This is a genomic window from Culturomica massiliensis, assembly GCF_900091655.1.
Taxonomy (GTDB): domain Bacteria; phylum Bacteroidota; class Bacteroidia; order Bacteroidales; family Marinifilaceae; genus Culturomica; species Culturomica massiliensis.
Genome location: NZ_LT594621.1, coordinates 3,715,941 through 3,739,916, shown reverse-complemented (window position 1 = coordinate 3,739,916; position 23,976 = coordinate 3,715,941). Strand labels below are relative to the sequence as shown.

The following is a 23,976-nucleotide window of genomic DNA, read 5'->3' as shown; positions in this document are numbered from 1 at the left end:
ACATATCTTCAAAATTGCTGAAAAGCACTCCAAAATTATCGGAACGCATGGACTATAATACCCAAAAGAAAAAACTGCTTCTTCCCGAATACGGTAGAAATATTCAAAAGATGGTGGATCATATATTAACGATCCAGGATCGGGACGAGCGTACCCGGGCTGCTAAAACGATTATCGACGTCATGGGTAATCTGTACCCTCATTTACGGGATGTTCCGGATTTCCGCCATAAACTATGGGATCATTTGGCGATCATGTCCGGTTTCAAATTAGATATCGAAACGCCCTATCCGCTTCCTTCTCTGGAAAAAATAAATGAGAAACCGGAAAAACTCCCGTACCAGACCAATCACATCAAATACCGGCACTACGGAAAATTAGTTGAAAAACTGATTGAAAAAATCAAGGAAACAGAAGATCCCGAACAAAAAAGAGCCTTAATTGTCCTTACGGCCAACCACATGAAAAAATCCTTCCTGACGTGGAACAAAGACAGTGTCGAGGACGAACAAATTTACAACGACATCAACACTTACTACGGCAGTTCCGTCATTTTACCGGAAGGAATGACCCTCTCAAATTCCAAAGACCTGTTGCAAAAGAAAAGCAAACCCAGTTCCAACAAACCGATGGTTAACAAAAACAACAACAAGAACAACGGGAAAAATAACAACAACGGCAACAACCATAACTATTACAAAAAGCAACATTAAAAGCCGCTCCACCCTTTTTCATGAAAGTCACAGTTATTTTCGGAAGCAACACCGGCAACCGGCAAGAGATCATTGAAAAAGCGATTTCGGCCCTGGCTTTGCATGCCGGAGAAATAATGGAAATGTCTTCTTATTACGAAACGGAGCCTTGGGGATTCGATAGTCCGGAAGTCTTTTTAAACCGCATCGTATTATTCGACACGGCATTGTCGCCCCGGGATTTTTTGGCATCCTGCCTGCAAACAGAACAACAATTGGGGCGGGTTCGCCATACAGGTCCACGCTACCAATCCCGCACAATCGACATTGACATTCTCTTCTACGAATCGATCATTCTCAATACTCCGGAACTGACCATTCCTCATCCCCGGATCACCGAACGGAATTTCGTACTCATTCCGTTGAATGAACTGATGCCGGAATTCCGGCATCCTGTATTCAACGAAACAATCGCCGATTTATTGAAAAAAAGTCCGGATCATCTGCTCGTAAAGAAACTACCGGATTTGAACTTTTAACTGTATCTCACAATCTCCGCACCGATTGCATTCAATTTATCATCGATATGCTCATATCCCCTGTCTATCTGGTCGATATTGTGAATGGAACTGGTACCTTTAGCCGATAATGCCGCAATGAGCAAGGCTATACCCGCCCGGATATCGGGAGAGGTCATTTTCGTCGCCCGCAACTGGGATTCATGATTTTGTCCGATTACGGTTGCCCGGTGGGGGTCACAAAGAATGATCTTCGCTCCCATATCAATCAGCTTATCCACGAAAAAAAGCCGGCTTTCAAACATCTTCTGGTGAATCAACACACTTCCTTTCGCCTGCGTAGCCACAACCAGGAACACACTAAGTAAGTCCGGCGTCAAACCGGGCCAAGGCGCATCTGCCATCGTCAGTATGGAACCGTCGATAAAATCTTCGATCATATAATGCTCCTGCCGGGGAATAAATAAATCATCATTGCGTTCTTCTACCCGCACACCCAATTTCCGGAAAGCATCCGGAATAATTCCGAGCTGACGGATATTCACATCTTTGATCGTAATCTCCGACCGGGTCATCGCTGCCAAACCGATGTAACTGCCTACTTCAATCATATCCGGCAAACAACGGTGGCGGCATCCATGCAACTCACGAACCCCTTCTATGGTCAGTAAATTAGAGGCTATACCTGAAATTTTAGCTCCCATGGAATTCAGCATCAGACACAGCTGTTGTACATAAGGCTCACAAGCTGCATTGTAAATCGTCGTTACTCCTTCAGCCAACACGGCAGCCATGATGATATTCGCCGTACCTGTCACCGATGCTTCGTCCAGTAACATATAATTTCCCTTCAATTTGGCTGCAGAAGCTTTAAAGCAACTATTCAACGCATCGTATTCGAATGTTGCTCCCAATTTTTCAAACCCGAGGAAATGGGTATCCAACCGCCGGCGCCCGATCTTATCGCCTCCGGGCTTCGGAATAATGCCACAGCTGTGAATTGCCAGCAAGGGACCTAAAATCATAATCGATCCCCGCAAACTTACAGCTTTATTATAAAAATCTTCAGTTTCAAAATAACGGTAATCGATCCCCGAAGCACAAAAAGCAAATTCTCCGTGCGATATATGCTCCACCTTCACTCCCATGCCCTGTAACAATTCGATCAATTTTAAAACGTCCAATATCTCCGGGACATTGGAAATAACCACTTCTTCTTTCGTCAGCAAGGTGGCACATATCACTTGCAATGCTTCATTCTTAGCACCTTGGGGACAAAGTTCTCCTTTCAGCCTCCGTCCTCCGGTAATTACAAACCTGCTCATAGTACTCGGTATTTATCTCAAAATAAAATCTGTTCCATCGTTTGTAAAACTATTAAAAAAGAAAGCAAAATCCAACGTTTTAATTGACGATTTTAGATTGACGATTTTAGATTAAATGAATCTGACAAGGAATCAGGTTGTCAGACAATTTAAAATTTACAATCTAAAATCGTCAATCTAAAATTTTCTTTAGTGTTGGCCTGTGAGTATAATCTAAAATCGTAAATCATAAATCTAAAATTCTTTTAGGGTTGCCTTGTGGGTATAATCTAAAATCATAAATCGTAAATCTAAAATTTTCTTTAGGGTTGGCTTGTGCGTTTAATCTAAAATCGTAAATCATAAATCTAAAATTTTCTTTTAGGGTTGCCTTGTGGATATAATCTAAAATCTACAATCGTCAATCTAAAATTCTCTTTAGCGTTGGCTTGTGCATTTAATCTAAAATCGTAAATCGTAAATCTAAAATTTATAAGTACATTATTTTACTGTAAAACAAAAAATATTCGACATTGCCCTTGTGTCAAAAAAATTATATGGCTACTTTTGTAAACAATGTTCCGGTTAACAGCAATTATTTAAATGATTTAATCGACCCGGTTATTTACTACAGACATCTAAAATCAAAACGATTAATATAAATTCTATGAAAAGTTTTTTTAAATACACCCTTGCAACCATCGTCGGAGTGATCATCGTACATATTCTGATGATTTTCATATTCTTCGGTTTTATCGGAATTATCGCGTCTTTCGGCGACAAGCCGGCTGAAGTAAAAAACAACAGTATTTTACATCTTCAGTTTAAAGGAAATATCCCGGACAGAGCTTCCGCAAACCCCATGGACAATTTTAACTTTATGTCCATGAAATCGATAGAATCTACAGGCTTGAACGACATTTTAAAAAACATCGGAAAAGCCCAAAAAGACGACCGGATTAAAGGTATTTATCTGGACCTTACCGAAATTGAAAGTAATTTCGGAGGATTGGCCACAACAGTTGAAATCCGCAATGCATTACAAGAATTCAAAGCAAGCGGCAAATTCATCTACAGTTATTCGAATTTAGGATATTCCCAAAAAAGTTATTATTTGGCAACAATTGCCGACAGCGTCTTTGTAAATCCGGAAAGTCCGCTGATTTTAGCGGGTATGGGAGGCACCAGCTTTTTCTACAAAGACATGCTGGATAAAATCGGCTTGAAAGTAGACATCGTAAAAGTCGGCAAATACAAATCAGCAGTAGAACCGTTTACGCAAACAGAAATGAGTCCGGCCAACCGCGAACAGATCGAAACCTATTTAAAATCACTTTGGGGACATCTGTTACTAGGCATTTCCGAAACCCGTCCGATCAGTGTCGATTCTCTGAATTGGCTGGCAGATCATCTGGAAATCCGCACTCCTGAGGCAGACAAAGCATACGGTCTTTTTGACGGCGTTTTCTATGAAGACACCATGCTCGATATACTAAAAGAGAAATGTGGTATAAAGCCTGAAGATAAATTGAACTTTATCAGTTTAAACGATTATAAAAAGGCTGCTGTTCCCAATATAAAAAGCGAAATTATAAAAGATAAAATTGCCGTCATATATGCTTCGGGAGAAATCGGCATATCCCAAACGGCAACGACAATCGGGCCGGAACTGGCACAAACAGTACGTAAAGCCCGGAAAGATAAAAACATCAAAGCCATCGTCCTGCGTGTCAATTCTCCGGGAGGAAGTGCTTTAACATCCGATATCATCTGGCGGGAAGTTCAGTTGGCCAGCCAAACCAAGCCGTTTATCGTTTCCATGGGTAACGTAGCTGCTTCCGGCGGCTATTATATTTCCTGTGCTGCCGACACAATTGTTGCCGACCCGACTACGTTAACAGGATCGATCGGCATTTTCGGACAATTCTTCTCCGGAGAAAAACTATTCAAAGACAAAATGGGCATCACGGGAAGTACTGTTAAAACAAATGCTCACAGTGATTTCGGTGGAGGCGCACCGCTTCCCTTGCCTATCAGTAACCGTCCGTTAACTACCTATGAAAAAGAAGTCCTTCAAAAATATATTGAACGGGGTTATGAAACATTCTTGTCCCGGGTGGCTCAGGGACGTCACATGACCAGAGACGAAGTGCACGAAATTGCCCAGGGACGTGTATGGACAGGAGCTGATGCTTTACAGGTAGGTCTGGTTGATGTATTGGGCGGTTTGGAACAAGCGATTGAAATTGCTGCATACAAAGCCGGAATTGAAAAATACAGAATTACAGAATACCCTGTAGAAAAAGATTTTCTGGAAGAATTACTCAATAATTTCTCTTCTTCTGCCAAAACACGGATTATGAAAGAAGAATTGGGCAATTTTTATGAAACATTCCGGCAATTACAGGAATTTAAAAATATACCGCAGGGTCTGATGGCACGGATACCTTACAACTTAGCCATCGAATAAGCCTTGCATTAACATATTTAATTACAGATAATGTTTCTTGCAAGAATCGTATTATTACCATTGAGTTTCGTATACGGACTGATTGTCGGTATACGGAATTCATTCTTCAATATGGGAATACTGAAATCCAAGGAATTCAATGTTCCCATTATATGCGTAGGTAATATTACGGTCGGCGGAACCGGCAAGACACCTCATACGGAACTTATCCTGGCGGAATTGCAGAAAGATTTTCAGGTGGCCTGTCTTAGCCGGGGCTACAAAAGGAAAACCACAGGATTCCGGCTTGCCGATGCTCAATCGACAGCCAATGATATCGGGGATGAGCCGTTGCAAATCAAAAAAAAATTCCCCGATATTATTGTCGCGGTAGACGAAAAACGATGCCGAGGTATTGAAAAACTACTGGCATTACCGGCCCCTCCGCAGGTCATCGTGTTGGACGATGCATTCCAACACCGATATGTCAAAGCCGGCAAAAATATCATAATGATGGATTATAACCGGCCGGTATACAAAGACTACCTTTTACCGGCAGGACGCTTGCGGGAGACTCCTTACGCTTTGCGGCGGGCCGATTATATCATAACCAGCAAATGCCCGCCGGAACTTACGCCCATCGAAAAACGGCTGGTTTTTAAGCACCTGAAAATCAAACCTTATCAACAGCTTTTTTTTACACGGCAAGGTTATGGCTCAATCACAAGCTTATGCTCCGGAAAAACGATAGCACAACCGGAAAAAAAAGCATCGGTTCTTTGCATTACGGGAATCGCTCAACCGGAACCTTACATCGAATACCTGAAACAATTTTCCAGCGATATCACAGTAATACGCTATCCCGATCATCACAACTTCAAGCCGAAAGACATCGCCGAGATTGAAAAAGTATTCCGAAGCATCCGGAATATGAACAAATATATTTTTACGACAGAAAAGGACGCCATGCGTTTAAAAGATTGTAATATCCCGGAAGATATCCTGGAAAGAATATATTACATACCGGTAGAACCTATATTTTTTAATAAAAAAGATATATTAATCAACGAATTAAAGACCTATGTTGCAAAAAATAAAAGATAGCGCAGCTTACATTTCCCGCTTTTTAGACAGAGAGGAATATTCTATTGGGATCATATTGGGAACCGGGCTTGGAGAACTCGGCAAAGCCATCGAAATCAAACACACGATTCCGTATGCAGCAATTCCGAATTTCCCGGTATCTACAGTACAAGGACACAAAGGAAATCTCTTGATCGGGCGCTTCGGCAATAAAAACGTTATTGCCATGCAAGGACGTTTTCATTTTTATGAAGGTTATCCGATGCAGGAGGTTACGTTCCCCGTAAGAGTTTTACATCAGCTCGGCGTCAACCGGCTATTTGTTTCAAATGCAGCCGGAGGTGTCAATACAAATTTCCTGGTGGGAGATTTAATGGTCATCACCGATCATATAAACTTATTCCCGGAACACCCTTTAAGAGGCAAAAATATAGATGAATTAGGACCGCGTTTCCCGGGAATGACAGAAGCTTATAGTCCCCGCCTCATAGCCCTGGCAGAACAGACGGCCCAGGAATTAGGCCTGGAATTGCGCAGGGGAGTGTATGCCGGCTTGCAAGGCCCTTCTTTCGAAACGCCCGCAGAATACCATTGGATTCGGGTAATCGGAGGAGATGCCGTCGGCATGTCTACCGTTCCGGAAATCATTGTAGCCCGTCACATGGGTATGGAATGTTTCGGTATGTCTGTCATTACCAACAGTACCGCTTCTCCGGAATTAATCAAAACCAATCATACAGAGGTCCAGGACATCGGCAACACAGCCCAACCTAAAATGACCGCATTATTCCGGGGAATCATCGAAAAACTCTGAATCACATCTATAAGAGACGCCGGGGGCTTTCAATAAAATTGAAAGCCCCTGTTTTTATTTTACCGGAAAACACAGAGATCAAAAATCGTAAATGCTACAGTATCCATTCGATAACAGGCACCAAAACAGCCGTCATAATTCCCATAACTCCGATTGCCAAACCGCTGATTGCTCCCTCTATCGTTCCGATTTCCATAGCCCGGGCCGTCCCCAGGCCATGCGCTGCCGCTCCCAAAGCCAAACCTTTAGCAATACGGCTTTGTATTCCTAATTTTTCCAAAATAAAAGGACCGACAATTCCGCCAAAAATACCGACGACAATAACGACAACCGCTGCAATGGAAGGGATTCCTCCCGATCTTTCCGCAATACTCATCGCAATCGGAGTCGTCACAGACTTCGGCTCCAACGAAGCAATCAACGCCTGGTCCGCACCAAAATAGCGGGCAATGAATATCACGCTGACAATGCCGGTCACACATCCGACAAATACAGAAGTTACAATAGATACAGCATTCGCTCTCAGAGCCGCAACTTGTTCATACAACAAATACCCCAACACAACCACCGTAGGTCCTAACATAAAATTAATCATACGGCTCCCCCGCTCAAAATCAGGATAAGAAATACCTAAAAAATGTATCAGCAAGGCAAGTACCGGTATGGAAACCAGCAAAGGATGCAGCAATGGCAATTTCGTCTTCCGGTACAACGCAAGCGTTGCTAAATAGACCCCGATCACCAGTGTCAGTATAAATATTTCAGAACTTAAAAGCTGTTTCATAACAAAATCACTGTTGTTTTCTTTTTTCAAACCATTGCTGGGTAAAAGCGACCACTATAATCACAACCACCGTACTCACGGCACAAGCTACCAGCACAGCCTGCCAATAGGCCGATAAAATATCCAACGCATTGATAATCCCCACACCTGCCGGAACAAAAAACAATGCCATATTATCACATAGAAATTTAGCCACAGGCTTGATATGTCCGGGTTTTACCAGTTTCAGACACAATGCCGCGAAAAGCAATATCATCCCGATTACGCTACCGGGAATAAATCCGTTGATCAGCCAACCGACCAACTCGCCCAATACATAAAACAACAATACAATAAAAATGCCGGCCATAAAAAATGCCTATAAATACAGTTCAGGACACAAAGGTAGAACTTTTACCCGGGGAATATTTTCACAGTCATCCTTTTTCAATCAATAAATCACGGAAACGTCTTCATTTTTCACACAATACAATACCGGCACCAAAACGTCCGGCCTGTTTCCCTGCATACCGATAGGAAAAAAACTCATCCGGCCGGCACCGGGTACATAACCCGGAAATTTCAATATGGCGGGCAGACACACCGGCATGTGTCAATACATGAAAATTAGCCATCCACAAATCGACAAAAAATTTATCCGGAACTTCCGAAGCCGTAACCAACTCCGGCATATTTCCGAACTTTTTCCGGAAAACATCCGCCACCTCAGGCCCCACTTCAAAGCAACATCTCCCGATAGAAGGCCCGATACCGGCAATAATATCTGCAGGACAGCAACCGTAATTTTCCCGCATCCCGGCCACAGCTTTACCCGCAATACCGGCAACGGTGCCACGCCAACCGGCATGTATGGCTCCGATAACCCGCTTTACCGGATCGTACAACAACACCGGTACACAATCGGCAGACAAGACGAGCAGGCAAACTCCGGGGACATCCGTAATCATCCCGTCCGTATCCGGCAAACGGCTTTCTTTATCCAAAGCTCCCTTCCCCCAGTCTTCAGCTTTCACAACAGTAATGTGGTCAGAATGTATCTGATGAGCACATACCATCCGGCTTACTTCAAAACCGACAGCCTTTCCCAAATCCATTCGATTGTCCCGGATCATTTCATAATCAGTGCCTTCGGTAAAACCGATATTCTTTTCTCCCGAAGCAACAAAATGTACGATTTCTCCGAAAACGGACAGATTTTCAAAACGGTAAAAAGGGAACAGTCCGTTATCTATTTTTTGCATACCTGCTATCCATTAATTTCTCTGCAGCAGCTAATGTTTCGGGTTTTCCGACATCCATCCATTGCAAGCGGGACGGACAATAGGCCCGGATTTCTGTTTGCGCAGCTATTGACAAATAAAAATCGATAATCGAAAATTTCCCCTCCCACTTATTCATCCATTGAAATACCCGGGGCGAAAGCACATGGATTCCTCCGAAAGCATAAGCCGTATAATGTCCGGGCTGAAAATCAGGATAAGGAGATTTCACCTCCCCGGTCTTTCTGTTTTCCCAACCACACAATCGCTGAGTCCCGTCAAACAGCAAATAACGCGAAGTCTTCCTTTCTCCGGCCAATAATGAAGCCAATGCCCCCGAACGGATATGCGCTTCATAAAATAACCTCAAATCCAAATCGGAAACAATATCGACATTATGAACCAGAAAAGGTTCGTTATCATCCAGAAAACAGGCAGCTTTCCGGATTCCTCCTCCCGTATCGAGTAATTCTTCCCGTTCATCCGAGATATCGATTCTCAAACCGAAATTTTCATGCAAACGGAGAAAGTCGATAATCTGTTGTCCGAAATGATGAATATTAATTATAATGTGATCGAAACCGGCAGCTTTCAAACGCAAGATAACATGTTCCAACATCGGTTTCCCGGCAATCGCCACCAATGCCTTCGGGCAATTATCCGTCAAAGGCCGTAAACGGGTTCCCAATCCGGCTGCAAATACCATTGCTTTCATACATTTCCCCAATAAGTTTCAATATTTTGTTCCCGGTGTATCAAATGTACCCGGACAGCATATGTTTTATACAGATGTTCCGCCAGATGCTGTGCTGCATATACAGAACGATGGCGGCCGCCGGTACACCCGAAACAAACCGTCAGACTCGTAAATCCTCTTTCAAGATAACGTTGCACAGAAGTATCCACCAAAGCATAAACATGCTTAAGAAAAACCGTGATCTCCCCATCCTCTTCCAAAAAACGGATTACAGATTCATCCAATCCGGTCGATTGCCTGTATTGCTCGTATCTACCCGGATTGTGGATTGCCCGGCAATCGAATACAAATCCCCCTCCATTTCCGGAACGGTCTTCCGGAATACCTTTTTTATAAGAAAAGCTATAAACATGAACTGTCAAAACATCTTCCTTTTTTCTCTCCGCAAAACATTCCAATTCTGTCATTTTCAACAACAAAACAGAAAGGTAAGGATACTCCGGAAAACCTTCCCGCAACAATTCTTTTAAATTCGCAATTGCCGGAGGCACACTTTCGATAAAATGTGCCTTCTTTTCAAAATACCCCCGAAAGCCATAAGCACCCAATACCTGAAGCATACGAAACAATACAAAGTGTTTCAAACGGGCATAAAACTCCTGCTCACCGACTACGACGTATTTCTGAAGTGCCAACCGATATTCCTCTGCCAGCTTACGCCTCAATTCCTGTGGATACATCGCTTTGGCCTGCCACAAAAAAGAAGCCACATCATAATAAAAAGGACCTTTCCGTCCTCCCTGAAAATCGATAAAATAAGGATTACCGTCACGTATCATGACATTCCGTGACTGAAAATCCCGGTACATAAAAGCTTCCGGAATCTCTGCCAGCACAACATCTGCCAGCAGATTGAAATCATTCTCCAGATCATCTTCCTGAAAATCAATCCCCGTTGGTTTCAGAAAACAATACTTGAAATAATTCAAATCCCAAAACACCGAGCGACGGTTAAATTCCGGCAAAGGATAACAGCGGTTAAAATCCAGCTCTTTCACCCCTTTAAACTGTATATCCGGCAAAAGAGTTATCGTCTTGTGCAACAAGCTGTATTCAGCCGCTCCGAAACAGCCGCTCCGGCGTGCCGCCGCCAACCCATCGAACAGCAGGCAATCCCCCAAATCCTCCTGCAAATAACACATCCCGTCATCACTCAATGCATATACCCGGGGTACGGGCAACCCTTGCCGGATAAAATATTCCGACATATAAACAAAAGCCCGGTTTTCTTCAGCCGAAGTCCCATTTACCCCGATCCGTATGTAATGCATACTTTTCATGCGGAAATATTGCCGGTTCGAACCGGCAGCCGACAATGCAACGATCTCGCCGGGACGCTCGCCCGTATCCGATAAAAACAATTCGGTCAATCCTGATGTATCCATAAATACTCAATTAGCTCCCGAAAATACAATTTAAAAACGAAATTTTCAGAATTTACAGGCCGGGAAATCGGACTTTTAAAAAACCGGTTTCAAATTATTCTCAAATTTCTTTGTAATTTATAATGAATGACATATCTTTGCAAGCCGTTAATGAAGAAAATTATAAATAAATAGATACGAGATGAAAAAAGGCATACATCCTGAAAATTACAGACTGGTAGCGTTTAAAGATATGTCTAATGGAACGACTACTCTTACCAAATCAACCGCTGCAACAAAAGAAACGATTGAAATTGATGGTGTTGAATATCCGTTGGTGAAATTGGAAATTTCCAATTCTTCACATCCGTTTTATACCGGTAAAGTGAAATTGGTCGATACGGCAGGACGTGTTGATAAGTTCATGAACCGTTACAAAACACATATGGAAAACAGAAAAAAATAATTTCTGCATGAAAAATAAATGAGGCCGCCTTAAAAAGCGGCCTTTTTTATTGGTCATATTTTTCGGAGGCTCGTATACCTTTTACACCTTTGGCATGAGAATTGCCCTATAGGGAGATAAACATTATATTTGCACTATATTGACAAAATGTCAGTTAGATCATCTATAAATTCTGTAATAACTAAAATTGAGAAGGAGAAGTAAATGGATAAAATAGATTTCAGAAAAATGCTGCTGGATGAGATTACAGAGGAATCTTCGGATTTTTTACCGATCATTGGTGATGAAAAAGAGCTGTTGAACAACGATATCAACATACCTGACACACTGCCAATATTACCGCTTCGGAATACCGTTCTATTTCCGGGCGTAATTATTCCCGTAAATATCGGCAGAGATAAATCGTTAAAGCTAATTAAATATGCTTACAAAGAAAACGCCTTAATCGGTGTTATCGCACAAAAGGATACAAACACAGAAAATCCGGAGTTCGACGATCTGTTTAAAATCGGAACCGTAGCCTCTATCCTGAAAATTCTGGAAATGCCGGACGGCACAACGACAGCTATCGTTCAGGGGAAAAGGCGCTTTCTGTTGGAAGATATCTTATACGATGATCCGTACCACGTCGGAAAAATCATATTAAAACAAGAAGAACGGATGCCGGAAAACGATCCGGAATACAATGCCATTGCCGAATCTTTAAAAGACATGGCCTCTAAGATCGTGAAATATTCCAGCCACATCCCGAGCGAAGCCGGTTTTGCTTTGAAAAACATCGAAAGTATGTTGTTTCTGATCAATTTCATATCTTCCAATACGGATGTGGAATACAGAAGCAAACAAGAATTACTGGAAATTGACAGCCTTAAACAACGGGCCATCAAATTACTGGAGATATTAAGTAAGCAAGTGAGCTTACTTGAATTGAAAAATGATATCCAGAAAAAGGTTAAAAGCGATATCGACAAGCAACAACGGGAATATTTCCTTCATCAGCAGATGAAAACCATTCAGGATGAATTAGGAGGTAATCCGGCCGATGAAGAAATCAAAGAGCTCGAAGAAAAAGCTTCCCAGAAGGAATGGAGTGATTCGGTCAGGGCTGTTTTTGACAAAGAACTGAGTAAACTCAAAAGATTAAATCCGGCTGCCCCCGACTATTCGGTGCAATCCAACTATCTGCGGGAACTGATCGACCTTCCGTGGAACCATTGTTCCAAAGACAATCTCGATCTCAATCATGCAAAGAAAATATTGGACGGGGACCATTACGGACTGGAAAAAGTAAAAGACCGGATACTGGAATACCTGGCTGTATTAAAACTGAAAGCCGATATGAAATCGCCGATATTGTGCCTTTACGGTCCTCCGGGGGTCGGCAAAACCTCATTGGGAAAATCCGTTGCCAAAGCCATCGGCAGAGAATTTGTACGCATGTCATTGGGTGGTTTGCATGACGAATCTGAAATCCGGGGACACCGGAAAACGTACATCGGTGCTATGCCCGGCCGTATTATCCAAAGCATAAAAAAAGCCGGCACATCCAATCCCGTATTCATTCTGGATGAAATCGACAAAGTCGGTAATGATTTCCGGGGAGACCCGCAATCGGCCTTACTGGAAGTGCTCGATCCGGAGCAAAACACCAATTTCCATGATAACTTTCTGGACGTTGATTATGACTTGTCGAAGGTTATGTTTATTGCAACAGCGAATGATCTTTCGACAATCGCTCCGCCTTTACGCGACCGTATGGAAATTATAGAAGTCAGCGGTTATCTGATCGAAGAGAAAAGAGAAATTGCCAAACGCCATTTGATACCCAAACAAATGGAAAATCACGGGATAAGTGAAAAAAATATAGAGATCCCGGATGATATAATCGATATGATCATCGACAAATACACCCGGGAATCCGGAGTACGAAGTCTGGATAAAATCATCGCCAAGATCATGCGGCAGATTGCCCGCAAGGTAGCGATGAACAAAAAGTTCCACATCGTTCTGGACGCCGATAAGCTAAAAGAATACCTCGGTTCTCCGATTTTTTCCAGGGAAGAATACCAGGGCAACGACCTTCCGGGAGTTGTCACAGGTTTGGCATGGACAGCCGTAGGCGGTGATATCCTGTTCATCGAATCAAGCTACAGCAAAGGGAAAGGACACCTGAGCCTAACGGGAAATCTGGGAGATGTAATGAAGGAATCGGCAACGCTGGCGCTCGAATACATCAAATCACATGCAGCCGAAATCGGACTGGATACAAACCTATTCGACGACCGGGATATCCACATCCACGTTCCTGCCGGAGCTGTCCCCAAAGACGGTCCTTCCGCCGGAGTCACCATGGTCACCTCCCTCGTATCTTCTCTGACAGGACGAAAAGTAAAAAAAGCCCTGGCCATGACGGGCGAAATAACATTGAGAGGCAAGGTGCTACCGGTAGGCGGTATCCGTGAGAAAATACTGGCAGCCAAACGTGCCGGTATCAAGGAAATCATCTTGTGCAGTGAGAACCGGAAAGACATCGAAGACATCAAGAAAGAATATCTGAAAGGTCTGAAGTTCCACTACGTAGATACCATAGAAGAAGTGCTGAAATATGCATTATTGTAATAACAAAAGAAACGTGGCAAAAGCTGAGCTTTTGCCACGTTATTTTTTACTGGAAATCATGATTTAGCCAATAACTTTCCGAAATTCATTTCCCCGTTTCCCAAAGCCACCGAAAGATCACCATCTGAAAATACAGGCAAACCCGAAACTGATATCCAACCAACGGAATTTCCATTTGTCCCGGGTAATCGTTTCGTCGGTCTCCAGGTCTGTCGCTTTCACACGCTTGTATTGCAAACTGCTGAAAGTAGCTTCGGCAGCCCAACGATCCGTAATCCGGATCCAGACACCCGGCTTCAATGTCGATGTCCACAGAAAATGTTTTCCGTCATTTCCTTCTTTCATATAACTGCGTCCCCAGCCCCAACCGGTTTCTGCACGTAAAAAAGGACGTACCTGTCCTCCTCCGAAATCATAACGGATAAAAGGTACAATCTCTCCCGTATGCTGGCGTCCCCGCAAATCTTTCGTATATTCATACCCGACTCCGACACCGACAGCCAGGCCATTCCGGATAAAATAAGCCAAAGAGGGGGCAACTTTTATTGTGTACCCGGCCTTCTTCCGTTCCCCGTCCGGCATCAACACCCGTCCCCCATTCATATAATTAATTCGTCCTCCGATCACCCATTCCTGACTGTATTGGGCTTTAACCGCCGTCCCCGCAAGTAACAGTAAAATAAAAAAAGTCCATCTATTCATCGAGGCTTCGTGTTATTTTTTTGACTAACTTATATTTATTAAAAAACTCCCGCAAAATAACCCTCAATACGGTATAAGCAGGAATTGCCAAAATCATTCCGGGTACTCCCGCGATATTCCCAGCCATCAAGATCACCAGAAATATCTCCAACGGATGAGCATGCACACTATTTCCATAGATAAAAGGCTGGAAAACGACATTGTCTATCAATTGGGTGAAAAGCATTACAATGATCATGTATATCAACAAAGGCAATAAATCCGTATAAAAAGGCATATCGATATTCAAAACAATACCAACCGATACCCCGAAGATAATCCCGATCAACGGCCCGATATAAGGGACAACATTCAATATCCCGGAAATCAAACCGATCAAAATGGCATTGGGGAAACTGAATCCGATAAGCAACAAGCCCAGCGTATTTATCGTCATCACCCCGATCACTTCAACAATAATACCTACAAAGTAGCGGATTAATAAATTCTGTATCGAGTCTAAAGCATTCCGTCCTCCTTCTTCAAACCTAGAAGGCAATACAGCCAAAACCATCCCGCTAAAAAGCCGGCTGTCCTTTAAAAAGAAAAAAGAAATAAACGTAATGGAAAAAAGAGCCACACAAATACCGCTGATAGTGCCTGCCAAGGAATCGAAAATAGAACGGATTTTCGTGACACTGACCAATGAACTCAATCCTTCCGAAATGTACTCGCCCACATCCCTGTCCCGCTCGATAATTCCGTACTCCCGCAATACATTGCCGAAATCATTCACCGGCCCCGACAACTTACTCATCACTCCCTCGACACTGATCGTTCCCAAATTCTCAAATTCATGCGTGACAACAGGTATTACCGTTATGATAAACAAGACAAAAACCGTCCATAAAGCAAGTAATGTCAAACCGGCTTTTATTCCGTCATGCAATTCATGCCCGCGAATCCGAACCTTACCCAATAGGTTTACAATCGGTTTACCCAAAAACGAAATCACTGCCGCAACCAATACATAAGCGATAATCGTCGAAAAATACCAGCAAAATAAACCGACACATATCAACCCGATAAATCCTAAAAAATATTTGCCGAAATTATTCATACTTACAATATTTGTAGAACAGTCAAAAATAAAGAAATATTGACATATAAAAAATTTATTTATTTCAAATTAAAAAAAATGGGAATATTGAAAAACATTCATATCTTTATTTCGTTTTTAACACTTTAGGCTATTACCATGTTAAAACGCATCTGGAACTTATATTATGATGGATTCCGTCATTTGCCGCGCTGGGCAAGAATTGTATGTGTAATCGTCATAGCCAAGCTACTGATCATGTTTATTGTATTCAAATTTAGCCTTATGCCGAACTATTTGAATACACATTATACTACGGATCAGGAAAAAAGTAATCACGTTTTTAAGGAACTAACAACAAAACCCTAAAATTATGCTATACGAAATCTCATCGGATTCTTTATTGGAATGGTCTCGTTGGCAATTTGCCATGACAGCCATTTACCATTACATGTTTGTACCTCTCACCCTCGGATTATCGTTTTTACTCGCCGTCATGGAAACCATGTGGGTACGTACCGGTAAAGAAGAGTGGTTAAATGCAACAAAATTCTGGATGAAGCTATTTGCCATCAACTTTGCCATCGGAATCGCCACGGGTTTGATACTGGAATTTCAGTTCGGCTCCAACTGGTCGAACTATTCCTGGTTTGTCGGAGATATTTTCGGCGCTCCGCTGGCTATAGAAGGATTATTTGCCTTTTTTCTGGAAGCAACCTTCTTTGCCGTCATGTTCTTCGGCTGGAATAAAGTCAGTAAAAAATTCCATCTGGTGTCGACCTGGATGGTATTTCTCGGTTCCAATATTTCCGCCTTATGGATATTGGTAGCCAATGCCTGGATGCAAAATCCGGTAGGCACTGAATTTAATCCTTTAAGCGCCCGCAATGAAATGGCTGATTTCTGGGCCGTACTGTTCTCGCCGACAGCCATGAACAAATTTTTCCATACGGTCACATCAGCCTACACCCTTTCGGCTTGCTTTGTTGTCGGCGTAAGCGCCTGGTTTATTCTGAAAAAAAGGAATCTGGAGTTTGCCCGGAAAAGTATTCTACTCGGCTCGGTATTCGGTATATTCAGTATCCTGGTCACCATCTTCACCGGCGATACGACGGCACAAGACGTTACCCGTACACAGCCGATGAAACTGGCAGCCATGGAAGGTCTTAACGAAGGCGGTAAAGGTGTCGGTCTCACCGTAGTCGGCATTCTCTCGGCAGATCCTTCATTGCCCAGTCCGAGAATGAAAACCGTCGAGTACGGATTTACGCTCCCCAAACTTCTCTCCCTGATGAGTTACAGAGATACGGAAGCCTTTGTGCCCGGTATCCGGAATATTTTGGACGGCTATACTTCCTATGAAGGTATTGCGTATCCCTCTGTTGAACAACGTATGGCCAACGGCCGGAAAGCGATAGAGGCTTTAAAAAGCTATAAAAAAGCCGTACAGGACGACAACCAACAGGTAGCAGACAGTACACTTCGTGTCTTGAAAGAAAATTATTCCGATTTCGGATACGGCTATCTGGAATCACCCTACGATGCAATTCCTCCGGTTCCGCTGGTATTTTACAGCTTCCGTATCATGGTCGGTCTGGGAATGCTCTTTGTCGCTTTATTCATCCTGTCCTGGTGGTATGCCAAAAAACGAAAATTCGACAAATTTAAATTCATTCCGTACCTCGCCATAATTTGTGTTCCGCTGGCTTATATTGCTTCCCAATGCGGTTGGATCGTTGCGGAAGTCGGTCGCCAACCCTGGATCATACAGGATTTGATGCCCGTCAATGTCGCCATCACACGCATTGCCTCCGGTTGGGTCGTAACCACGTTCTGGATGTTTGCCATACTCTTTACCCTTCTGTTGATTGCAGAGATCGGTATTATGTTCTCTCAAATCAGGAAAGGCCCGAAAGAGACATTATAATTTATAAATCGATTTACGAACTAAAACATTCCGATTATGTCATTATATTTCTTACAACACTATTGGTGGATATTAATCTCCATTTTAGGGGGGGTACTGGTATTCCTGCTATTTGTACAAGGCGGACAAAGCTTACTATATACCTTGGGTAAAAACAAAGAAGAACGGGATCTGATCGTCAACAGTCTCGGTCACAAATGGGAACTTACGTTCACAACCCTTGTCGTATTCGGAGGAGCCTTTTTCGCCAGTTTCCCTCTGTTTTACTCAACAAGCTTCGGCGGCGCATACGGTGTATGGATGCTGATCCTTTTTTGCTTCGTACTCCAGGCCGTATCGTTTGAATACCGTAACAAACCGAGAAATTTCTTAGGCACCCGTACCTATGAAGTTTTCTTAATGGTCAATGGTTTTGCGGCCCCACTTCTACTGGGAGCTGCAGTAGCTACATTTTTTACCGGTTCTCCGTTTCGTCTGGGTATGATGCACGATGTAGAATGGACCACTCCCTGGCGGGGATTGGACGCTTTATTCGTCATCACCAACTATTTTCTGGCTTTGGCTGTATTTTTCCTGGCCCGGACACTGGCAGCCCTTTACTTTATCCTCACCGTCGACAACAAAGACATCCGGACCAGAAGCCATAAACAAGTACTTTACAACTCGCTTCCGTTTGTCCTTTTCTTCCTGTTGTTTTTAGGCTCCATCCTCATAGGCAAAGGATATGCCATTACTCCGGACGGAACAATAGCACCCGTAGAATACAAATATTTTCAGAACCTGCTGGAAATGCCGTTAAACACAGTCATTCTTCTTATCGGAGTAATCGGAGTTTTATTCGGTATTATCCGGGCTATTCTGGTTCCACAGTGGAATAAAGGCATCTGGTTTGCCGGAGCCGGCACCGTATTGACTGTCGTCGGACTGTTCATCATTGCCGGATTCAACAACACGGCTTTCTATCCTTCATCCGTCGATCCGGATTCCTCACTGACAATCTATAATTCGTCGTCTTCACTTTACACCCTGAAAGCCATGTCATGGGTATCGCTGATCGTTCCCATTGTTATTGCTTACATCTGGTATGCATGGCGTTCCATGACACGCAAAGCGATGAATATAAAAGACCTGGAAGAATCAGACAATAAATATTAAACTCAGAAACGACACAGAAGCAAAAACTTCTGTGTCGTTTTTTATTCTGTCCGGGAAGCAACCGGAACACTCCCGTAAAATGTTCAAGATTCCGTATATTTACAATATATCCCCGATGATCCGGCGATAACCGGCATCGAGCTCCTGAAACAAATCCTTTTCCAAAATTGAAAACTCATCCCGGCTCCTCGTCAATACAATCTTACGGCCGCGAAGCAAATGTATGTAATCACAGATCCCCGTCAGAGACTGTAATATATGGGAGGTCAGCAGAATCGTCGTCCCTTGTCCTCTCAATCTGTCCAATATCAACATCAAAACTCTCGATGCTTCCATATCCAAACCGTTAAACGGTTCATCCAATATCAAAAGCGGTTTGTTTTGTTTCATTAGCCCCATCAAAGCCAGCTTCTGTTTCATTCCGGTAGAATAATTTTCAATCAATTCCTGCAAAGGCAAATTGAACAAGCGATTCCATTCCTCCTGATTGTAGCGGGGCAGATTCGCCGGAAACAAACTCAGATATTCAGTTCCTGTTATACGTGAATAAAAAAAATTCTCGGTTTCCAAAAAACCGATATCAGTCCGCTTCAACGGCAGCCCTTTCCACAATACAGTTCCGCGATCTTTTTTCTTTATCCCGAATAAAGCATTCAGGAAAGTTGTTTTGCCGGATCCGTTCAATCCGACAATTCCGTGCACACACCCGGCTTTCCAATTGACGGATAAATTTTCCAACACCTTGGTGTTGCCGTATGAAACCGATAATTCTTTAATCGAAAGCATAAAAATAGGTATCTAAATTCTTCAATGCACTATAATACAAAAATAAATTGGCAACAAACACGATACCCGCAAAAGGCAGCAGCAGCGACAATAAGCCCACGGCTGAAATAATTAACGAGCGGACAGTGCTATAAGTATTCGGACGATAATATGTATATTTCATCAATATTCCGAACACAAACAGATTCAAAGCGGCAAAATAAGCCGACAGCGTATATATCCAATAAGAATAATGTATAAATGCAATACAGCAAAAAGGCAACAAAGCCAATGCAAAATAACCGGTGTGCCGGATCAGTTTCCGATTCAAAAAAAGACTTGGAGTAAGAGCTGTAGCCTCCAGTACGTTACGCGGTTCATTTTCCAGATAAAAAGAAAGTACGAGCAACGTAAAAAAAACGAATGCAGCAATCGCTATTCCCCAAAAGAAGATTCCACCCATCATTAAAAAAAGACACAGCCAAAGTGACAACACATTCTGCCGGATACCGCAACGCCATTCAAAACAAGTAACCGGCACAGGACGAAGAAAAACAGTGTATGTACAAACCGCTGTTGACAATGGCGGAACAAAAGCAATACCCAATAAAACCAGTATATAACACAACAAAGGAGTATACTCTTCATGAAAAAGCAAGCAGCCGATGATAAAGCATGAATAGAAACAATATTCCCCGAAATAAAGCCACTGGGGCCGTGAAACCTGTTTATATAAAAACAAAAAATCTTTTCTTTTCCGGTGAAGCAATAAAAACAAAACAGCCGATACGGAAAGTATCCCCCAGTTATAAGGTTGACCGCCCATCTTTTGCCACAGGAACAAAAAGCCAAACGGCACAATAACACACCATACGAAAATGATACGAAACAGACCGATTTCACCCATCCAGCGCCAGATTTGCATAAGCCGGATCCATAGTAAACGGGGAAATACTCGGGTCTTCATCTTATATATGTATTGGAGAAAATAAATCTACAAAAAATCCCGCAGATTCCGGAGAATCCACAGATAAATTGTTTACCTGCAAAATCTGCGCAATCTGCGAGAAAATATACCTGTTCCGCTTATCGTTTTCTGACAGGCGTAATCACTACATTAAACGTATAATCGTCATAAGGCAATAAATAGGGTTCCAGCGGCCACGCGCCCCAGCTATTGATACATCCCAGTCCCATTTGTTTCAGATCAAACGACAAGGTTGTCAAATCCCGCGTTTTCAGATCACCCGAATGACGTTGGTGCTTACGGGTACCCTCATCAAGATCATCCTGCAGATAGGGTAATGCAGAAGCAGAGAACGGCACGTCGGAACGGATTTCCAATCCACGTCCGTCGATATCTGTCAACTTCCACCAGCGAATATCCGTCTTGGTGCCCGATTCCTGCGGACGTATATACGGATAGTACTGATCTTTCACCAACTGCCGGTAACGGCCGATATTCTCACTGAAATTCCGGTCACTGTAATTTTCTACCGGTCCGCGTCCGTAGTAATCAATACGGTCAAAGCCTCCCGGCATAACCACCTGCATACCGAAACGGAAAAGGTGAGGCATTTTTTCTTTACTCTTATCGACCTTCATATCCTGACAGATACGAATCTCTCCCTCGTAATTTATCTCATAAATCATCTTCAAGGCAGCAGACACTCCCGGCATTTCATAATCGACGGTAACAAGAGCATTCGTACCGTTCTGTTCGGCTTTGAAACCTTTGACTTTCATTTCCGGATTTTTCCAGCTCCGGAAACGATTTTGCAAATTCGCACCCATATCGTTATCTGTCGGAGCACGCCAGAAATTAGGCTGCAAACTATAACCGTATTCCAGCATTTCCAATCCGTTCATGGAAAGTCCGCGAATCCAGCCGTTACGTTTATCGAATGTCACCTGAGTTTCGCCAGTCGTCAATACAACATGTACCAGATCTTCATATATCTTCACAGCCTTATCGGATGCGGCAATAGAAGCATTAAAACCGGTATAAGGCTGAACCGACAGTTGGTCTTCAGCAACAACATAACCTGCTTGCAACAGTTGTTTGGCACGTTTCAATTTATACGACACATTCAGCAACAGTTCCTTTTCGGTACGAGGCAATTGATATCCCAAAGCCACCTGTTCCGTAGCTAAGGGCGCAACGTTCAACTGAGCCACAACACCGCTTTCAATTGCTTCTCCGTCTGCCAGCAACGTCCACTCCATGTAATAATCAGAGAGATCAATAAAGAAATTTTCATTGTAAACATTCACCAAGCCCTTTTGCAAATCAACCGGAGTCGTCCAAATAGATTGGTATACCTTTTTAACTTCATTCATATGGGGATTAGGTACACGGTCGGGACTGATCAAACCGTTACAGTTGAAATTGTTATCCGAGCCGTCATAAAGGTTAAAATCTCCACCGTACGTATAAATCATAGAACCGTCGCGGGAATAACCGCGCAATCCCTGATCTACATAATCCCAGATAAAACCACCCTGCAATTTCGGATATTTACGGATCAGGTCCCAATATTCTCTGAATCCCCCTTGTGAATTTCCCATCGCATGAGCATACTCGCATTGAATCAAAGGACGCGGATCATCACTTTTGGCAAATTTTTCCATCCAGTTCAGATCATCGTACATCGGACACATAATATCGGTGTGGGCTTTGCTCCCAGCCTGTTCATACTGTACGGCACGGCTCCCATCTCTTTCTTTGATCCATTTATAGCATGCTTCAAAATTAGGCCCGTCTCCGGCTTCATTTCCCAGCGACCAGAAAATAATGGAAGGATGATTTTTAAAAGCTTCCACCATCCGTTGATTTCTTTCCAGATGAGCTTTGGCATAAGCGGGATTTTTCGCCAGAGTTCTTTCCCCGTATCCCATTCCGTGCGATTCGATATTGGCTTCACAGACCAGATAAATACCGTACTCATCACACAGATTATACCATTCCGGATCATCCGGATAATGACAGGTACGGATTGCATTCAAATTATTCTCTTTCATAACCTGAATATCCTGAATCATCCGTTCACGACTTACATAATACCCTGTCAACGGATCCATTTCATGACGGTCTGCTCCTTTAAACAACACCGGTTTACCGTTCACCCATATTTGTCCCAAATCTTTTTTCAACTCGATTTTCCGGAATCCGACACGTTGAGGGATAACCTCCAGTACCTTACCGGCAGCATTTTTTAAAGTAAACGTCAATGTATAAAGATTCGGTTCTTCGGCACTCCATTTAGCCGGATTACTTACTTCAATAAAAGTCCGGATATTACCTTTACCATCCGGACGTACTTCTTTTTTACCGACCGTCGCCCCATTCATGTCCTTTAATTCCAACTCTACCGATCCGCCACCACGGGTAACATTGGCTACAACATCCAATTTTCCGTCCTTATAAGCAGCATCCAAATCGGGCGTAATAAAAATATCCTCGATATGCACCGGAGTCCTTGCGTACAGGTAAACGTCCCTGCCGATTCCCGATAAACGCCAAAAATCCTGATCTTCCAGATAACTACCGTCACACCAACGATAGACCTGCATAGCAATCAGATTCTTTCCCGGCTGCAAATATTTAGTGATATCAAACTCTGCCGCCATTTTACTATCCTCACTATACCCTACAAATTTACCGTTCACCCATACATACAGATTCGAAGTCGCAGAACCGACATGCAGATACACTTGCCTGCCTTTCCAATCGGCAGGTAAATCAATCGTTTTGCGATACGATCCGACATGATTATTTGCAGACTCCACCAGCGGCGGATTGCTACGAAACTGATTCGACCAGGCATACCCCACATTCTTATATAAAGGATCACCGTATCCGTTCACTTCCCATATACCCGGTACCGGGAAATCGACCCAACACTGATCCTCAAAACCGACCTGATAAAAATTAACCGGCTTCTCCGTTTCATTCTGCACCCAATTAAATTTCCACATGCCATTCAAAGACATAAAATTGGACGCTTTTTCTTTAATGCCTGCTTGCGCCGATTCAACAGAAGGATAGGCAAAATAAGCCGCCCTCATCGCCGCCCGGTTGATCGCATTCACCTCCGGATCCAGCCATTCCTTCTGACGTGCAAACGTTGCCATTGACAGAAGCACACATACAGATAAAAACAATTTTCTCATAGACAATTTATTTTAGTGTAAAATATTTTACAAAGTGTGTTCAAAAATAACAAATAAAATGAATTTA

Annotated in this window: 21 protein-coding genes; 10 read left to right on the top strand and 11 right to left on the bottom strand. The window is 43.0% G+C overall.

Going from position 1 to position 23,976, the window contains the following annotated elements; all coding sequences use genetic code 11:
* Positions 1–47 precede the first annotated feature (47 nt).
* A complete protein-coding gene (locus BN8908_RS16550; protein ID WP_021989081.1) occupies positions 48–713 on the top strand; it encodes a DUF4290 domain-containing protein in 666 nt (221 codons plus the stop codon).
* Positions 714–733: 20 nt separating this feature from the next.
* The gene (gene folK, locus BN8908_RS16545) at positions 734–1,231 is read left to right on the top strand and encodes a 2-amino-4-hydroxy-6-hydroxymethyldihydropteridine diphosphokinase (protein WP_021989082.1); all 498 of its coding nucleotides are present in this window, start codon (positions 734–736) and stop codon (positions 1,229–1,231) included.
* Here folK and murA read toward each other — a convergent pair.
* Positions 1,228–2,535, bottom strand: a complete 1,308-nt coding sequence (gene murA / locus BN8908_RS16540) for a UDP-N-acetylglucosamine 1-carboxyvinyltransferase (RefSeq protein ID WP_068691723.1) — start codon at positions 2,533–2,535, stop codon at positions 1,228–1,230. The two genes, folK and murA, sit on opposite strands and share 4 nt — an antisense overlap.
* 646 nt (positions 2,536–3,181) lie before the next feature.
* On the opposite strand from murA, the gene sppA reads away from it, so the two are divergent.
* From sppA to BN8908_RS16525, 3 genes are read left to right on the top strand one after another with little or no spacing between them, the layout of a single operon-like run.
* The gene (gene sppA, locus BN8908_RS16535) at positions 3,182–4,984 is read left to right on the top strand and encodes a signal peptide peptidase SppA (RefSeq protein ID WP_068691721.1); all 1,803 of its coding nucleotides are present in this window, start codon (positions 3,182–3,184) and stop codon (positions 4,982–4,984) included.
* A 30-nt stretch (positions 4,985–5,014) separates the two neighbouring features.
* Positions 5,015–6,067 (top strand): tetraacyldisaccharide 4'-kinase, encoded by a 1,053-nt coding sequence (gene lpxK, locus BN8908_RS16530; protein WP_021989085.1) that lies wholly within the window; start codon positions 5,015–5,017, stop codon positions 6,065–6,067.
* Entirely contained in the window at positions 6,045–6,860 is an 816-nt protein-coding gene (locus tag BN8908_RS16525; protein WP_021989086.1) for a purine-nucleoside phosphorylase, read from the top strand. The genes lpxK and BN8908_RS16525 overlap by 23 nt, the downstream gene beginning before the upstream one ends.
* A 94-nt stretch (positions 6,861–6,954) precedes the next feature.
* Here BN8908_RS16525 and BN8908_RS16520 read toward each other — a convergent pair whose 3' ends face one another.
* The 5 genes from BN8908_RS16520 to BN8908_RS16500 all read right to left on the bottom strand — a co-directional run bounded on the left by BN8908_RS16520 (position 6,955) and on the right by BN8908_RS16500 (position 11,045).
* Entirely contained in the window at positions 6,955–7,644 is a 690-nt protein-coding gene (locus BN8908_RS16520) for an LrgB family protein (protein ID WP_021989087.1), read from the bottom strand.
* Between the two features lie 7 nt (positions 7,645–7,651).
* On the bottom strand, positions 7,652–7,993 hold the full coding sequence (locus BN8908_RS16515; protein ID WP_021989088.1) for a CidA/LrgA family protein: 342 nt from the start codon (positions 7,991–7,993) through the stop codon (positions 7,652–7,654).
* Positions 7,994–8,096: 103 nt separating this feature from the next.
* On the bottom strand, positions 8,097–8,885 hold the full coding sequence (pgeF, locus tag BN8908_RS16510; RefSeq protein ID WP_021989089.1) for a peptidoglycan editing factor PgeF: 789 nt from the start codon (positions 8,883–8,885) through the stop codon (positions 8,097–8,099).
* Positions 8,869–9,618 (bottom strand): nucleotidyltransferase family protein, encoded by a 750-nt coding sequence (locus BN8908_RS16505; RefSeq protein WP_021989090.1) that lies wholly within the window; start codon positions 9,616–9,618, stop codon positions 8,869–8,871. The genes pgeF and BN8908_RS16505 overlap by 17 nt, the downstream gene beginning before the upstream one ends.
* Positions 9,615–11,045, bottom strand: coding sequence for a RapZ C-terminal domain-containing protein (locus tag BN8908_RS16500; RefSeq protein WP_021989091.1), 1,431 nt, complete (start codon positions 11,043–11,045; stop codon positions 9,615–9,617). The genes BN8908_RS16505 and BN8908_RS16500 overlap by 4 nt, the downstream gene beginning before the upstream one ends.
* Positions 11,046–11,226: 181 nt before the next feature.
* Between BN8908_RS16500 and BN8908_RS16495 the strand changes: the two genes are divergently transcribed.
* Together BN8908_RS16495 and lon are read left to right on the top strand one after the other, a co-directional pair.
* On the top strand, positions 11,227–11,490 hold the full coding sequence (locus tag BN8908_RS16495; RefSeq protein WP_021989092.1) for a type B 50S ribosomal protein L31: 264 nt from the start codon (positions 11,227–11,229) through the stop codon (positions 11,488–11,490).
* Positions 11,491–11,694: 204 nt separating this feature from the next.
* Positions 11,695–14,109, top strand: a complete 2,415-nt coding sequence (lon, locus tag BN8908_RS16490; protein WP_068691719.1) for an endopeptidase La — start codon at positions 11,695–11,697, stop codon at positions 14,107–14,109.
* 117 nt (positions 14,110–14,226) lie between these two features.
* On the opposite strand, the gene BN8908_RS16485 is transcribed toward lon, so the two are convergent.
* Together BN8908_RS16485 and BN8908_RS16480 are read right to left on the bottom strand one after the other, a co-directional pair.
* The gene (locus BN8908_RS16485) at positions 14,227–14,811 is read right to left on the bottom strand and encodes an outer membrane beta-barrel protein (protein WP_021989094.1); all 585 of its coding nucleotides are present in this window, start codon (positions 14,809–14,811) and stop codon (positions 14,227–14,229) included.
* Positions 14,804–15,910 carry an AI-2E family transporter gene (locus BN8908_RS16480; RefSeq protein ID WP_021989095.1) on the bottom strand — a complete coding sequence of 369 codons (1,107 nt, stop codon included), beginning with the start codon at positions 15,908–15,910 and terminating at the stop codon, positions 14,804–14,806. Before BN8908_RS16480 ends, BN8908_RS16485 begins: the two co-directional genes overlap by 8 nt.
* Positions 15,911–16,048: 138 nt before the next feature.
* Between BN8908_RS16480 and BN8908_RS18285 the strand changes: the two genes are divergently transcribed.
* From BN8908_RS18285 to cydB, 3 genes are read left to right on the top strand one after another with little or no spacing between them, the layout of a single operon-like run.
* Positions 16,049–16,258, top strand: coding sequence for a DUF4492 domain-containing protein (locus tag BN8908_RS18285; RefSeq protein ID WP_021989096.1), 210 nt, complete (start codon positions 16,049–16,051; stop codon positions 16,256–16,258).
* A gap of 4 nt (positions 16,259–16,262) precedes the next feature.
* On the top strand, positions 16,263–17,816 hold the full coding sequence (locus BN8908_RS16475) for a cytochrome ubiquinol oxidase subunit I (RefSeq protein ID WP_021989097.1): 1,554 nt from the start codon (positions 16,263–16,265) through the stop codon (positions 17,814–17,816).
* A gap of 36 nt (positions 17,817–17,852) precedes the next feature.
* On the top strand, positions 17,853–18,971 hold the full coding sequence (cydB, locus tag BN8908_RS16470) for a cytochrome d ubiquinol oxidase subunit II (RefSeq protein WP_118773329.1): 1,119 nt from the start codon (positions 17,853–17,855) through the stop codon (positions 18,969–18,971).
* Between the two features lie 99 nt (positions 18,972–19,070).
* Here the strand turns inward: cydB and BN8908_RS16465 are convergent, their stop codons facing one another.
* The 3 genes from BN8908_RS16465 to lacZ all read right to left on the bottom strand — a co-directional run bounded on the left by BN8908_RS16465 (position 19,071) and on the right by lacZ (position 23,909).
* A complete protein-coding gene (locus tag BN8908_RS16465) occupies positions 19,071–19,757 on the bottom strand; it encodes an ATP-binding cassette domain-containing protein (RefSeq protein ID WP_021989099.1) in 687 nt (228 codons plus the stop codon).
* Complete coding sequence (locus tag BN8908_RS16460; RefSeq protein WP_021989100.1) at positions 19,744–20,703, bottom strand: hypothetical protein; 960 nt, start codon at positions 20,701–20,703, stop codon at positions 19,744–19,746. Before BN8908_RS16460 ends, BN8908_RS16465 begins: the two co-directional genes overlap by 14 nt.
* A gap of 119 nt (positions 20,704–20,822) precedes the next feature.
* A complete protein-coding gene (lacZ, locus tag BN8908_RS16455; RefSeq protein WP_021989101.1) occupies positions 20,823–23,909 on the bottom strand; it encodes a beta-galactosidase, LacZ type in 3,087 nt (1,028 codons plus the stop codon).
* Positions 23,910–23,976: the final 67 nt, after the last annotated feature.